Raw genomic sequence first — 13,283 nt, 5'->3', positions numbered from 1 at the left:
AGGGGCCACTCATGAAACTCGACCGCCGCAGCCTGTTCGCCACCCTGGCCGGGGCCGGCCTTGCCGCCGCCACGCCGGCCATGGCCCAGGAGCCGCCCAAGACGACCTGGCTCGACCGGCTCAAGACCGGCTTCAAGGACGGCCGTCTGCCGGTCGCCATCGACCTCAACGGCGGCGTCAGCGGCGCCGGCTGGGACTGGCTGCTGGCCGAAGGGGCCAAGGCCAGCTTCTTCGCCTTCGGGGAGGAGCACGGCATGGCCCAGGTCCCGGTGCTGGTCCGCGAGCTGGCCATCGCCCTGAAGCCCGACCGCCTGGTTCTGGAAATCTCCCCGCCCATCGCCCAGGACATCGACCAGGCCGCCCGAGGCGGCGTGGAGGGGCTCAAGGCCTACTACCGGGCCAATCCCCCCGGCCCGGCCTTCTACACCATGGCCGACGAGACCCGCATGCTGGCCGCCGTCCGCTCAGCCCTGCCCGGCAAGAAACAGTTGATCTGGGGCCTCGACTACGAGGTGATCATGGACCGCCGGCTGATCGCCCGCCTCAAGGCCAAGGCCCCGGCCTCGGCCAAGGCCGCGCTGGCGGCCGTCGAAGCCGCCTCGCAAGCCGGCTGGGCGACCTTTGCGACCACCAAAAACCTCAGCAAGGTCTTCACCTTCGCCGGCGACCCGGCCTTGATCGAGGCGCTGATCGCCGCCTGGCCAAGCCCCGACCGCGACAGCGCCGACATCCTGGAGACCCTGCTCCAGACCCTGCGCACCAACCGCGCCTACACCGAGGAGCGCTATTTCCAGTCCAACGCCATCCGCGCCGACTTCATGAAGGCCAGCTTCGTGCGCCAGTGGCGCGCCGCCAGCCCCAAGCCCCGCATCCTGTTCAAGTTCGGCGGCGGCCACATGGTCCGCGGCCGCAGCATGACCGAGGTCTACGACATCGGAAACCTGCTGGCCGAGACGGCGACCCTGGAGGGCGGTTCGAGCTTCCACCTGCTGGTCATACCGCTGAACGGCGGCCGGCAGGCGGCCATGAACCCCACCGCCAACTTCGCCTACGAGGACGTCGCGGTCTCGACCATCGAGGAGATGGCGCTGGAGCCGCTGGCCGAGCTGGCCCTGCCGCAGGGTTCGACCCTGGTCGACCTGCGCCCCCTGCGCCGCTTCATGTCGGCCTCGGTCACCGCAAAGGCCGACGCCCGGCTGGCGCGGGTGGTCCACGGCTATGACGCCATCCTGCTGGTCCGGGATTCCGTGGCCTCAAAGAACCTCTAGGCGACAGCGGCCTGCCGCGGATTCAACCGCCGGGCCAGCCAGGCCTGGACGGGCGTATCGACCCAATGGTGGAAGGCGATGGCCATGACCAGGGCGGCCGGCAGCGAGCCGGCCCACAGGGCCCACTGCAGGCCGACCGGCACATCGACCCGGGCGTTCAGCGCCTGCAGGGCGCCGAACCACAGCATGCCGGTCACGGCATGGGTGATGAACAGGGCGAAGGACAGCTTGGCCCCCTCCTCGATCAGCCTGGAGGGTTTGGCCACGGGCGTGCGGCCGCAGGACAGCACCACCGCGGCGATGGCGACGATGCTGGCCAGGTCGAAGCGCCCGGCCACCTGCAGCAGCACCAGGGTCGCCGCCGCCAGCCAACCCAGCAGTGGCGCGACGATCAGGCTGGGCTTGTTCTGCTCGACTACCCGGGCGATGCACAGGCCCAGCAGGAACAGCGGCATGGCCCGCAACAGGCCCAGCTGGAAGGGAAGGTCATAGATCGGCCGCCCCAGCAGGGCGACGCAAAGGAGATCACCGCCGACCACCGCCAGCATGCCCAGCGACAGCATGGCGACCGAACTCTTCATGCGGCTGATCCAGCTCCACAACAGCGGGAAGGCGCCGTAACAGACGATCAGGGCCGACAGCGACCAGCTCTGGTGGTTCCAGCCGCCGCCGCCCGGCAGGCCCCAGGCCTGGGCGAAGACCAGCTGCATGGCGAAGGCCTGCGGCGTGTAATTCTCCGGATGTTGCGGGCTGATGCCGACCAGGCCGGAGGCCATGACGATCAGGGCCAGACAGGCCAGCACGATGAGCTGCGCCGGCCACAGCCGCTGGATCCGTTTGCCGAGGAACCGCGCCGGCCCGATGCGGCCCGACAGCACCTGGCCGCCATAGGCCCGCCCCAGCACATAGCCCGACAGGATCAGGAAGAAATCGGTGGCCAGGTAGCCCCGCCCGAACACCGGATGCAGCGCCTCCAGCGACACCGGCGCGTCCTGCCCGAAGTGATAGAGCACGATCAGCATGGCCGCCAGGAACCGCAGCAGATCGAGCGCGCCGCCCCGTCCCGGGACAATGCCGTTTCCGGTCGGCGGGGAGTTCGTATCATTCTGGCGCAAGGTGGTCATGGTTCGGGTCTGCCGGGGACCCGAGGCGGGCCCTTCGGGGCCGGACTTGCAACTGCCGGGCCGCTCCCCATCTGCATCTCCATCTGTTACGGATGAGACCCATGACCCGTATGCCCGCCCTGTTCCTCGGCCACGGCTCGCCGATGAACGCCATCGAGAACAATGCCTGGACCCAAGGCTGGGCCCGGGCCGGTCAGAGCCTGCCCAGGCCGAAGGCGATCCTCATCATCTCCGCCCACTGGGAAACCCATGGCGTGGCCGTCACGGCCGGCGCCGCGCCGCAGACCATCCACGACTTCTTCGGCTTCCCGCAGGCCCTGTTTGACGTCCGCTACAACGCGCCGGGCGACCTCGCCCTGGCCAGGCGGGTCGCCGAGCTGCTCGGCCCCGACCCGGTCGCCCTCGACCCCGAACGCGGCTTCGACCATGGCGTCTGGAGCGTGCTGGCCCCGATGTATCCGCAGGCCGACATTCCGATCGTGGCGCTGTCCATCGATCGCAGCCGCCCCGACCGCTGGCACTACGAGGCCGGTCGCCGGCTGGCGTCCCTGCGCGACGAGGGCGTGATGATCGTCGGCAGCGGCGACATCGTCCACAACCTGCGGGCCGTCAATTTTCGCAGCGGGACCACGCCCGACTGGTCGCCCCGCTTCAACGAGACGGCCAAGGCCCTGATCACGGCGCGCGACCACGATTCCCTGATCGACTGGCGCGGCCTCGGCGCCGACGCCGAACTGGCCATCAACAGCGCCGAGCACTACCTGCCACTGCTCTACATCCTGGGCGCCAGCCACGCCGACGAGCCGGTCGGCTTCTTCAACGACGAGGTCTTCGCCGGCATCTCGATGACCTCGGTGGCCTTCGGCGCGCCGGGCCTTTAGCCTGCCGCCATGGGGACGGGAACGAGCAACGACGGACCGGTGGCGGCGGGCGAGGATCCGACCACCGTCATCGTCGCCTTCATCCGCTCGATCGGCCTGAGGATCGAGACCGCCCCCCTGACCGAGCCCACCGTTCTGCCCGGCATGACCATCCGCCGCGGCGTCATCCTCTATGACCCGGCCCTGCCTTACGCGCCGGCCGACCTGCTGCACGAGGCGGGACACCTGGCCGTCATCGCCGCCGAGGATCGCGAGCGCGATCCGTTCGACGCCACCGGCGGCGAGGAGCTGATGGGCACGGCCTGGTCCTGGGCCGCCGGAGTCCACCTGGGCCTGCCGAGCGACGTGGTCTTCCATCCGCCGTCCTTCCAGAACAGCGGCGACACCCTGCGCGAGAGCTTCGACGACGGACGCTATGTCGGCACGCCCGGGCTGCACCGCTTCGGCATGACCATCGAGCCCCGCCGCCGCCCTATCCCCACATGCTGCGCTGGCTTCGCTGATCAGACGGCGGCGGCGGCCTGCTCGGCGGCCGCCAGCCGTTCAGGCATGGCCGCGCCGTACATCGCCTGCACCCGGGCGAGGATGTCCGGCGGGGCGGTCTCCGGCCGGCCGGCGTTGAACGGCGGGGCCGGGGCGTATTCCAGGCCCAGCTGCAGGGCCTGAGCGAAGTCGTCGCCGGCCACCTCCGCCGCCAGGGTCAGGGCGAAATCGATACCCGCCGTCACCCCGCCGCCGGTGAAGACATTGCCGTCCCGCACCACCCGGGCCGGGTCCGGAATAGCCCCGAACAGGGCCAGCTGGTCCCGCCAGGCCCAGTGGCAGGCCGCCCGCTTGCCGGCCAGCAGTCCGGCCGCCGCCAGGATCAGCGAGCCGGTGCAGACGCTGGTGACATAGCGCGACAGTCCGGCCAGGCGGCGGATCTCATCCAGAAAGTCCGCGTCCAGCATGGCCGCGCTGGTCCCGAAGCCGCCCGGGATGCAGAGGATGTCGCAGTGCTCGATCGCATCGAGCCGCGCCAAGCCCGCGAAGGTCAGGCCATCGGCCTCCAGCTCGCCGCCGTCCTTCCAGGCCACCGTCACCCGCGCGCCCGGCAGGCGGCTGAGGAACTGATGCGGCCCGGTAAAGTCGAGATGCGTGACTCCGGGGTAAAGGGCGAAGATGATGTGCAGCGGGGCGGCGGCCATGGCGGCGTCTCCTTGTGGGCTTGACCAGGGCATCATGGACGACCTAGCGTCTGGCCGAAATGACATTGATCCCTCAATTTCCGCCAGGCTCATGACCAAGCGCATCGGCGTTCTCGTCTTTCCCGACTTCCAGCTACTCGACGCGGCCGGACCGATGTCGGCCTTCGAGATTGCTGACCGCTTCCGGCCCGGCGCCTACGCGGTCGAGCCGATCAGCCGCGACGGCGGCCTGGTGCGCGCCAGCGGCGGGGTGGCCATCGACAGCCGGCCGTTCGGCATGGACGACCGCTTCGACACCCTACTGCTCAGCGGCGGCGAGGGAACGCGCGGCCCGGCCATCTGCGAGACCACCCTCGACTTCGTGCGCACCGCCGGCGCCAACGCCCGCCGCATCGCCTCGGTCTGTTCAGGGGCCTACATCCTGGCCGAGGCCGGCCTGCTGGAGGGCCGCCGGGCGACGACCCACTGGAATCGCACTGACCATTTCCGCCGCGCCTATCCGAACGTGAAGCTGGAGGCCGACCGCATCTTCGTGCGGGACGGCCCGGTGTGGACCAGCGCCGGGATCACCGCCGGCATCGACCTGGCCCTGGCCCTGATCGGCGAGGACCTGGGCGAGGACGTCGCCCGCAAGACCGCCCAGCAGCTGGTGGTCTATCACCGCCGGCCTGGCGGCCAGTCACAGTTCTCGGCCCTGCTGGAGCTGGAGGCCGGCGGCCGGTTCGATCCCTTGCTGGCCTGGATGCGCGAGAACCTGCGCCGGCCGCTGACCGTGCCCGACCTGGCCGAACAGGCGATGATGAGCGAACGCACCTTCCTGCGCGCCTTCACCGCCGAGATGGGCGTCACCCCGGCCAAGGCCGTCGAACGCCTGCGCCTCGAGGCGGCCCGCACCCTGCTCGAAAGCCAGCCCCTGCAGGTCGAGGACGTCGCCCTCGAAACCGGCTTCGGCGACAGCGAGCGCATGCGGCGCGCCTTCCTGCGGGCGTTCGGGCAACCGCCTCAGGCGTTGCGCCGCCGCCGCCCTGAGAGCGGCCATACCGCACAAGCCCCCTCCGCCGGACCCGCGCCGACATGAAAACCTCCCCGCCCCGCGATCGCCGGCCGAGCTTCCTTGGCCGCCTGGGCCCCGGGCTGATCACCGGGGCGGCCGATGACGATCCGGGCGGCGTCGCCACCCACAGCCAGGCCGGCGCCGCCTTCGGGCTGAACATGCTGTGGAGCGTGGTGCTGGCCTATCCGTTGCTGGCCGGCATCCAGCAGGTGGTGGCCCGCATCGGCCGGGTCACCGGCCACGGCCTGGCCGCCAACATCAAGAAGGTCTTCCCGCGCTGGCTGCTGGCCGTGCTGGTGCTGTCGCTGCTGGTCGCCAACACCATCAACATCGCCGCCGATGTCGCCGCCATGGGGGCGGCGGCCGCCCTGGTCCTGCCCGGGGTCAACCCCTTCGTCTATGCCGGAGGCTTCGGCCTTGCCTGCCTGCTGCTCGAGATCTTCATGAGCTACAAGCGCTACGTCCAGGTCCTCAAATGGCTGACCCTGTCGCTGCTGGCCTATGTCGGGGTGGTGTTCACCGTGAAGATCCCCTGGGCCGAGGTGGCGTTCAAGTCCTTCGTCCCGGATGTGCAGCTGACGCCGGTCTTCCTGACCATGGTCGTCGCCGTGTTCGGCACCACCATCAGCCCCTACATGTTCTTCTGGCAGAGTTCGCAGGAGGTCGAGGACCTGGGTCCCGACCCGGAGGCCCGATCGCTGATCCACCACCCGGAACTGGCCGACAACGAACTGCGCCGCATCCGCCTCGACACCTGGACCGGCATGGCGGTCTGCAGCGTCATCGCCTTCTTCATTGTCCTGACCACCTCGGTCACCCTGCATGTGAACGGCGTCACCGACATCAAGGACGCCGCCCAGGCCGCCCAGGCCCTGCGCCCGATCGCCGGCGACCTGGCCTTCGTGCTGTTCAGCCTCGGCATCATCGGCACGGGCCTGCTGGCGGTGCCGGTTCTGGCCGGTTCGGCCGCCTACGCCATCGCCGAGTCCTTCGGCTGGCCGATGGGGCTGGATCGCAAGCTGGGCCAGGCGCCGGGCTTCTACGCCATCATCGCCGCCGCCACCCTTGGCGGCGTCGCCCTCAGCTTCTCCGACATCGACCCGATCAAGGCCCTGTTCTGGAGCGCCGTGCTCAACGGCCTCGTCGCCGTGCCGATCATGATCGTCGCCATGCTGCTGGCCTCGCGGCGGTCGGTGATGGGCCCCTTCACCATCGGTCGGACGCTGAAAGTCCTCGGCTGGACCGCGACGGCGGTCATGCTGGCGGCCGGCGTCGGCATGTTCCTGATCTAGGCGACCAGGGCGCCCATTCGGGGTTTTCACGGGCCTGAAGGGGTGGACGCGGCCCCTTGGCGGGAGTCAATGTCGGGCTCCCCACAGAAGGAGACGCCCCATGGCCCACAAGTTCGAAATCTACAAGGACAAGGCCGGCGAGTACCGCGTGCGCTTCAAGTACAACAGCGAGACCCTCTTCTCGACCGAAGGCTACAGCTCGAAGGCCTCGGCCCAGAACGCCATCGACTCCATCAAGAAAAATGGCCCGGACGCCCCGACGGAAGACAACAGCTGAGCTTGACCTGACGCCCCCTCCCGCTTCTGATCGAAGATAACCAATCATCGGAACGGGAGGCGGGCCATGGCCACGGCCAGCGCCAACGGGCGCAAGAGCATCTTCATCACCGGCGGCGCCAGCGGCATCGGCCTGGGCGCCGCCAAACGCTTCGCCCGGGAAGGCTGGTTCGTCGGCCTGGCCGATATCGACAAGGCCGGCCTGAAGGCCGCCCTGGCCGAGATCGGCCCCGGCAACGGCGTCACCCTCGACCTCGACGTCCGCGACCTCAAGCAATGGGACAAGGCCCTCGCCGCCTTCGCCAAGGCCAGCGGCGGACGTCTCGACGTCCTGCTCAACAACGCCGGCATCGCCCGCTACGGCTACCTCGAGGAGCAGAGCGTCGAGGAAGGCGACCTGCAGATCGACATCAATGTGAAGGGCGTAATCTACGGCGCCCGCTCGGGCCTGGCGCTGCTCAAGGCGACGCCCGGCTCGACTCTGATCAACGTGGCCAGCTGCGCCGGCCTGTTCGGGGCCCCGCGCATGGCCATCTATTCGGCCACCAAGTTCGCGGTGCGCGGCCTGTCGGAATCGCTGGAGGCCGAATTCGCCCGCTTCGGCGTGGCGGTGCGCTGCATCATGCCCTGGTTCGTCGACACCCCGATCCTCAACGCCGGGGCCAGCGGCACCAACATGAAGATCACCGACGCCATCCGCGAGGGCGGCTCGCCGGTCTACACGGTCGAGGAAGCGGCCCAGGTGATCTGGGACGCGGCGGCCGGCAAGGGCGGCAAGCTCAACTACATCGTCGGCAAGGCCGGCCGGGACATCGCCTTCATGCTCCGGTTCATGCCGGGGATGATCCGCAAGCGGTTCAAGGCGCTGGCGGAGGCGAGCTGAACCGACCCGCTGTCATCCTTCGGTCGCGCGCAGCGCGACCGAAGGATGACAGCCGTGGGGTGGCTACATCGCGCTCGCGGCAGACGCGGACGTTTCGGACTTCGGGGCCGTCGCCGGCTCCTTGGGCTTGTCGGCGGGACCGCCGATGCCGGGCGCGTCGCCCCGGGTCTCGGAGACCGCCGAGGCCAGGATCACCTTGGCGCCCGACGGCGTCACCACCTCGTAGGGCAGCGGACCTTCCGGCAGGTCGGTCGCCGACGCCACCTGGAAGTCGCCGTCCGGACCCGACAGGCGGGGGCGGCCGTCGAAGGCGCCCGGAGCGCCGCGTCCGCCGCCGAAGCGGTAGAAGATGTGCAGGCCGACCTGCTCCACCCGCACCATGCGCGGGCCCCAGCCCGGCGAGACGTTGATGGTATGGAAGTGGGTGGCGTTGCCGACGCTCGGCATCACATAGCCGGCGATGGCGCGGCTGGCGACCTTGCGGGCCCGGCTCCAGGCGCCCGGCTCACGGCCCCGGCGCATCGAGCCGTCGCAGGCGAAGCTGAACTGGCAGACGCCGAAGGCGCGCTGGAAGACCACCGAGCAGACGCTCTTGGGGAAGGCCGGATGGCGCACGCGGTTCAGAACCACCTGGGCGACGGCCGCCTGGCCGGCCGGAGTCTCGCCGCGGGCTTCGTAGTAGACGGCCTGGGTCAGGCACTCGAGATCGCGCGACGTGTCGAGGGCGCCGGTCAGGCGGAAGGGTTCGGCGGCGGGGTTGAACGGCCCGCCGAAGCTGGCGCGCAGCACGACGCCGCCGGCGGGCTTGGTCCCGTTGACGAAGGATGCGCTGGCCGGCGGCTCGATGCGATCCATGCGGGCGACTTCCAGCGCCGTCTGGCGGTCGCGCTGGGCGCCGCCGGTGGTCAGCATGGGATCGTAGCGGCGGGCCAGGGCCAGGGCGGCCGGGTCCATGTCGAGCACGCGGTCGCGCAGAGCGACTTCGGAATAGCCGCCGCCGGCGGCCTGGGCCATGTCGGCCATACGGACGTTCTGCTCGCGCGCGTCAGCGGTGCCCGCCACATAGGCGGCCGCGACGATGAGGCCCATGGCGGCGCCGGTTGATGCGCCAACGGCCAGGGCTCGCGCGCCAGCGCGGCTCCGTTCAAACAAAAACAAAGGTCTCAAGTCCTGTGCGACAGGGGCAGGATGCGCCCCCCGGTATCGGCGTCGAACAAGCCCAAAATACTGTACGCGGGCGATCGAACGACGGATTCGGCCAGGATCAGGATTAGGCCGAGGTGGTCCTTATGCCAGACTTTATGGCCCAAATGTGGCCGATTCGCAAGGCCATGCTGCACCGCAACATTGAGCAGGCCGCCAGATTTCGCGCCGGCCCTGGTTAACACACTCAAGTTCTTGCAGATTCGCCAAGACTCCGGCGTTCGCCCGCACTGCGGCAAATTTCGCCTTCGAGGCGAAGACTACTGTGCGAAACCTGACGCCTCGGTTCGGGTATCCATTGCGCGACGGCCCGTTGCGAGTCACCATGTTCTACGTCCACGCGTGACGTATTGGAGACGTCCATGAAGAAGCTCATCGTCGGCGCCGCCGCCCTGGCCCTCGCCGCCGCCGCCATGCCTGCTCTCGCGGGCGACCTGCTGTACGAGGCCGCGCCCGACAGCCTGACCGAGAACCTCAACGGCCAGCCCTACTGGTCGGCCCAGGCGCAGTGCGCCGGCCTGTTCGGCGCCGCCGCCCAATACCTCACCGACCGCGGCGACACCGCCGGCGCCGACGCCTCCAGCAAGCTGGCGGTGACCTTCGCCAACGACGCCATCAAGCGCCTGGTCAAGGACCGCGGCCTGACCCGCAAGGAAGCCCTGGTGGTCATCGAGCCGGCCGTGCTGAAGGCCCGCACCGACAGCATGGGCCTTGTTTCCAGCGGCGACACCAGCGCCAAATCGACCTGGAACTTCGCCCGCAGCTCCTGCCTCGATGTCGCCGAAGCCTACACCCAGGTGAGCTACTGACATGAAGATCGCCTCCGCAGCCCTGGCGGCCCTGCTCGTCGCCTCCCCCATGGTGTTTGCCGCCGCGCCGGTCGCCGCCGCCGACCTGGTGATGAGCAAGGGCGCCGCCAGCGCCCTGACAGAGTCCGATGTCGGCAAGCCCTACTGGGTGCTGCACGCTCAATGCGCCGGCATCTTCTCGGCCGGCTTCGCCTATCGCGGCGACGAGGCCGACAAGTCCACCGGCGTGGCGATGTTCAACGCCGCCATTGATCGCCTGGTCCGTGACCGGGGGATGGAGCGCAAGGCCGCCCTGGCCCTGGCCTCCGACCAGCTGGCCACCGGCCGCGAGATGGGCAACGAGATGCTGGCCCGCGGCGGCGACAAGCGCACCGGGCCCTGGAACCTGCAACGCAGCGCCTGCCTCGACATCTACGAAGGCTACACCGGCAAGTTCGGCTGATCGCCCCTACTTCTTGAAGACGGCGAACTTTCCGCAGGTCGGCGAGAGGATGTAGCCGCCGATGTAGCGGTCGGACTTGCCCTCCACCAGGTCGGCGATCACCCCGAACTTGGCCCAGTCCCCCTCCGGCTTCAGGATCCAGTCGCCGGCCGACAGATGCACCCCGCCGTCGTCCTCCAGCCAGCCGTGGACCTCGAACTCGCCGTCCGGCACCGGCTGCTGGGCGACACCCTCATAGCTGACCCGCCCGAAGCGCCACGTCCCCTTCAGATCGCCGTTGGCCTCGCCGGTCAGCGTCAGGCGCAGGAAGGTCTTGCCATGCCAGCAGTCGTAACCACCCTCCCAGACCCCGGTCATCGACCGGGCGTCGGCGGCGAGCGCCGGTGTCGCCAGGATGGCGGCCATCAGGCTAAGGGGGGCAAGAATACGGGCAGCAAGAGTCATGGAGTCACTCCGGTAAGCGTCAAGCATCCGGCCCGGCGCTCCTGCCCGTCATGCCCGACAAAGGGGGGAACACCGCGCCCCCTCGCCCGCTTCACTGCTGCCAACCCCTGTCACCAGCCCCACTGGCCCCACGCCCGCCCGAGCCCTACATTGCAGCCATGCCCCCCAAGCAATCCCTCGCCGGTGTCCAGGACGTCTCGGCCCAGTTCGTCCACGACCTGGCCGATCCCAACGCCCCCATGCTGTGGAAGCCCCACCGCCCCTCGCGCCCGGAAAAGTCCGAGGGCGGCCGCAAGTTCAACCTCGTCGCCGACTACGAGCCGGCCGGCGACCAGCCGACCGCCATCCGTGACCTCGTCGCCGGCATCAAACAGCGCGAGCACGACCAGGTCCTGCTCGGCGTCACCGGCTCCGGCAAGACCTTCACCATGGCCAGCATCATCGCCGAGACCCAGCGCCCGGCCCTGATCCTCGCCCCCAACAAGACCCTCGCCGCCCAGCTCTACAGCGAGTTCAAGTCCTTCTTCCCCGACAACGCCGTCGAGTATTTCGTCAGCTACTACGACTACTACCAGCCGGAAGCCTACGTCGCCCGCACCGACACCTACATCGAGAAGGACTCCAGCCGGAACGAACAGATCGACCGCATGCGCCACAGCGCCACCCGGGCGATCCTCGAGCGGGACGACGTCATCGTCGTCGCCTCCGTCTCCTGCATCTACGGCATCGGCTCGGTCGAGACCTACACGGCCATGACCTTCTCCCTGTCGGTCGGCGACCGCATCGACGAGAAGCAGCTGATGGCCGACCTGGTGGCCCAGCAGTACAAGCGCAACGACGCCGCCTTCGAGCGCGGCATGTTCCGCCGCCGCGGCGACACCATCGAGATCTTCCCCGCCCACTACGAGGACCGCGCCTGGCGCATCGGCCTGTTCGGCGACGAGATCGAGGCGATCAGCGAGTTCGACCCCCTGACCGGCAAGAAGACCGCCGAGCTGGAGACGGTGAAGATCTACGCCAACAGCCACTACGTCACCCCGCGCCCGACGCTCCGCCAGGCCGTCAACCAGATCAAGGCCGAGCTCAAGCAGCGCCTCGACTGGATGGTCGCCAACGGCAAGCTGCTGGAGGCCCAGCGCCTCGAACAGCGCACCACCTTCGACATCGAGATGATCGAGGCCACCGGCAGCTGCGCCGGCATCGAGAACTACAGCCGCTACCTCACGGGCCGCCGCCCGGGCGAGCCGCCGCCGACCTTCTTCGAATACATCCCCGACAACGCCCTCCTCTTCACCGACGAGAGCCACCAGACGGTGCCGCAGATCGGCGCCATGTACAAAGGCGACTACAGCCGCAAATGGAACCTGGCGGAGTACGGCTTCCGCCTGCCCAGCTGCCTCGACAACCGCCCGCTGAAGTTCGAGGAATGGGAGGCCATGCGCCCCCAGACGGTGCACGTCTCGGCCACTCCCGGCCCCTGGGAAATGGACAAGGCCGGCGGCGTCTTCGCCGAACAGGTGATCCGCCCCACCGGCCTGATCGACCCGCCGGTCGAGGTCCGCCCGGTCTCAAAGAACAACGCCAGCCAGGTCGACGACGTCATCGCCGAGGCCCGCGACTGCGCCGCCCGCGGCTACCGCACCCTGGTCACCGTCCTGACCAAGAAGATGGCTGAGGACCTCACCGAATACATGCATGAGCAGGGCCTGCGCGTCCGCTACATGCACAGCGACGTCGACACCCTCGAGCGCATCGAGATCATCCGCGACCTGCGGCTGGGCGCCTTCGACATCCTGATCGGCATCAACCTGCTGCGCGAGGGCCTCGACATCCCCGAGTGCGGCCTGGTCGCCATCCTCGACGCCGACAAGGAGGGTTTCCTGCGCTCGGAGACCAGCCTGATCCAGACCATCGGCCGCGCCGCGCGGAACGTGGACGGGAAGGTGATCCTCTACGCCGACACCATCACCGGCTCGATGGAGCGGGCGATGGGCGAGACCCAGCGCCGCCGCGAGAAGCAGCACGCCTGGAACCAGGCCAACGGCATCACGCCGGAGAGCATCAAGTCCAGCATCAAGGACATCCTGGCCAGCCCCTACGAGCGCGACCATGTGAGGATCGACGCGGGGGTGGCGGAGGACGCCAAACCCTTCCTCGGCAACAACTTCCAGGCCACCCTCCGCGACTTGGAAACCCGCATGCGCGACGCGGCCAGCAACCTGGAGTTCGAGACGGCGGCCCGGCTGCGCGACGAGATCAAGCGGCTGAAGCTGCTCGACCTGGAGTTCGCCAGCGAGGCGCTGACCGGCGCGGGCGAGACGGTGGACGCGAGCGTGCCGAAGGCGCTGAGGAAGCAGGCGCGGGTGGAGGCGGCGGAGGCGTTTCGGAAGGGGAAGCGGTAGCAAGCGTCATATTCGCCC

Annotated in this window: 13 protein-coding genes; 9 read left to right on the top strand and 4 right to left on the bottom strand. The window is 69.2% G+C overall.

The window, feature by feature from the left end:
* The first annotated feature begins 11 nt into the window (after positions 1–11).
* Positions 12–1,268 carry a hypothetical protein gene (locus O5I81_RS05435; RefSeq protein WP_271067934.1) on the top strand — a complete coding sequence of 419 codons (1,257 nt, stop codon included), beginning with the start codon at positions 12–14 and terminating at the stop codon, positions 1,266–1,268.
* Here O5I81_RS05435 and O5I81_RS05430 read toward each other — a convergent pair.
* On the bottom strand, positions 1,265–2,392 hold the full coding sequence (locus tag O5I81_RS05430; protein WP_271067933.1) for an acyltransferase: 1,128 nt from the start codon (positions 2,390–2,392) through the stop codon (positions 1,265–1,267). The genes O5I81_RS05435 and O5I81_RS05430 overlap by 4 nt on opposite strands.
* A gap of 101 nt (positions 2,393–2,493) precedes the next feature.
* Here O5I81_RS05430 and ygiD point away from each other — a divergent pair, with 101 nt between their 5' ends.
* Positions 2,494–3,273 (top strand): 4,5-DOPA dioxygenase extradiol, encoded by a 780-nt coding sequence (gene ygiD, locus O5I81_RS05425; protein WP_271067932.1) that lies wholly within the window; start codon positions 2,494–2,496, stop codon positions 3,271–3,273.
* 503 nt (positions 3,274–3,776) lie between these two features.
* On the opposite strand, the gene O5I81_RS05420 is transcribed toward ygiD, so the two are convergent.
* Positions 3,777–4,460, bottom strand: a complete 684-nt coding sequence (locus O5I81_RS05420; RefSeq protein ID WP_271067931.1) for a DJ-1/PfpI family protein — start codon at positions 4,458–4,460, stop codon at positions 3,777–3,779.
* Positions 4,461–4,551: 91 nt separating this feature from the next.
* Here O5I81_RS05420 and O5I81_RS05415 point away from each other — a divergent pair, with 91 nt between their 5' ends.
* From O5I81_RS05415 to O5I81_RS05400, 4 genes are all read left to right on the top strand, one after another.
* Positions 4,552–5,538: a GlxA family transcriptional regulator gene (locus O5I81_RS05415; protein WP_271067930.1), complete on the top strand. Its 987-nt coding sequence runs from the start codon at positions 4,552–4,554 to the stop codon at positions 5,536–5,538.
* Complete coding sequence (locus O5I81_RS05410; protein WP_271067929.1) at positions 5,535–6,806, top strand: divalent metal cation transporter; 1,272 nt, start codon at positions 5,535–5,537, stop codon at positions 6,804–6,806. Before O5I81_RS05415 ends, O5I81_RS05410 begins: the two co-directional genes overlap by 4 nt.
* Before the next feature lie 100 nt (positions 6,807–6,906).
* Positions 6,907–7,083, top strand: coding sequence for a YegP family protein (locus O5I81_RS05405; RefSeq protein WP_271067928.1), 177 nt, complete (start codon positions 6,907–6,909; stop codon positions 7,081–7,083).
* A gap of 66 nt (positions 7,084–7,149) precedes the next feature.
* Positions 7,150–7,965: an SDR family oxidoreductase gene (locus O5I81_RS05400; protein WP_271067927.1), complete on the top strand. Its 816-nt coding sequence runs from the start codon at positions 7,150–7,152 to the stop codon at positions 7,963–7,965.
* Positions 7,966–8,028: 63 nt separating this feature from the next.
* On the opposite strand, the gene O5I81_RS05395 is transcribed toward O5I81_RS05400, so the two are convergent.
* Positions 8,029–9,054 (bottom strand): cell wall hydrolase, encoded by a 1,026-nt coding sequence (locus tag O5I81_RS05395; RefSeq protein ID WP_271067926.1) that lies wholly within the window; start codon positions 9,052–9,054, stop codon positions 8,029–8,031.
* Between the two features lie 476 nt (positions 9,055–9,530).
* Between O5I81_RS05395 and O5I81_RS05390 the strand changes: the two genes are divergently transcribed.
* The gene (locus O5I81_RS05390) at positions 9,531–9,977 is read left to right on the top strand and encodes a hypothetical protein (protein WP_271067925.1); all 447 of its coding nucleotides are present in this window, start codon (positions 9,531–9,533) and stop codon (positions 9,975–9,977) included.
* Position 9,978: 1 nt separating this feature from the next.
* On the top strand, positions 9,979–10,419 hold the full coding sequence (locus O5I81_RS05385; RefSeq protein WP_271067924.1) for a hypothetical protein: 441 nt from the start codon (positions 9,979–9,981) through the stop codon (positions 10,417–10,419).
* Positions 10,420–10,425: 6 nt separating this feature from the next.
* On the opposite strand, the gene O5I81_RS05380 is transcribed toward O5I81_RS05385, so the two are convergent.
* Positions 10,426–10,863 (bottom strand): hypothetical protein, encoded by a 438-nt coding sequence (locus O5I81_RS05380; RefSeq protein WP_271067923.1) that lies wholly within the window; start codon positions 10,861–10,863, stop codon positions 10,426–10,428.
* A gap of 158 nt (positions 10,864–11,021) precedes the next feature.
* Between O5I81_RS05380 and uvrB the strand changes: the two genes are divergently transcribed.
* On the top strand, positions 11,022–13,265 hold the full coding sequence (gene uvrB / locus O5I81_RS05375; protein WP_271067922.1) for an excinuclease ABC subunit UvrB: 2,244 nt from the start codon (positions 11,022–11,024) through the stop codon (positions 13,263–13,265).
* The last annotated feature ends 18 nt before the right edge of the window (positions 13,266–13,283 follow it).

The organism is Caulobacter sp. NIBR1757, from assembly GCF_027912495.1.
Taxonomy (GTDB): domain Bacteria; phylum Pseudomonadota; class Alphaproteobacteria; order Caulobacterales; family Caulobacteraceae; genus Caulobacter.
The sequence above is the reverse complement of the archived record's forward strand: the minus strand, read 5'-3'. Positions and strand labels throughout refer to the sequence as shown.

Coding starts and splice junctions, on each gene's coding strand:
- O5I81_RS05435 (WP_271067934.1), top strand. CDS start 12: ATGAAACTCGACCGCCGCAGCCTGTTCGCCACCCTGGCCGGGGCCGGC.
- O5I81_RS05430 (WP_271067933.1), bottom strand. CDS start 2,392: ATGACCACCTTGCGCCAGAATGATACGAACTCCCCGCCGACCGGAAAC.
- ygiD (WP_271067932.1), top strand. CDS start 2,494: ATGACCCGTATGCCCGCCCTGTTCCTCGGCCACGGCTCGCCGATGAAC.
- O5I81_RS05420 (WP_271067931.1), bottom strand. CDS start 4,460: ATGGCCGCCGCCCCGCTGCACATCATCTTCGCCCTTTACCCCGGAGTC.
- O5I81_RS05415 (WP_271067930.1), top strand. CDS start 4,552: ATGACCAAGCGCATCGGCGTTCTCGTCTTTCCCGACTTCCAGCTACTC.
- O5I81_RS05410 (WP_271067929.1), top strand. CDS start 5,535: ATGAAAACCTCCCCGCCCCGCGATCGCCGGCCGAGCTTCCTTGGCCGC.
- O5I81_RS05405 (WP_271067928.1), top strand. CDS start 6,907: ATGGCCCACAAGTTCGAAATCTACAAGGACAAGGCCGGCGAGTACCGC.
- O5I81_RS05400 (WP_271067927.1), top strand. CDS start 7,150: ATGGCCACGGCCAGCGCCAACGGGCGCAAGAGCATCTTCATCACCGGC.
- O5I81_RS05395 (WP_271067926.1), bottom strand. CDS start 9,054: ATGGGCCTCATCGTCGCGGCCGCCTATGTGGCGGGCACCGCTGACGCG.
- O5I81_RS05390 (WP_271067925.1), top strand. CDS start 9,531: ATGAAGAAGCTCATCGTCGGCGCCGCCGCCCTGGCCCTCGCCGCCGCC.
- O5I81_RS05385 (WP_271067924.1), top strand. CDS start 9,979: ATGAAGATCGCCTCCGCAGCCCTGGCGGCCCTGCTCGTCGCCTCCCCC.
- O5I81_RS05380 (WP_271067923.1), bottom strand. CDS start 10,863: ATGACTCTTGCTGCCCGTATTCTTGCCCCCCTTAGCCTGATGGCCGCC.
- uvrB (WP_271067922.1), top strand. CDS start 11,022: ATGCCCCCCAAGCAATCCCTCGCCGGTGTCCAGGACGTCTCGGCCCAG.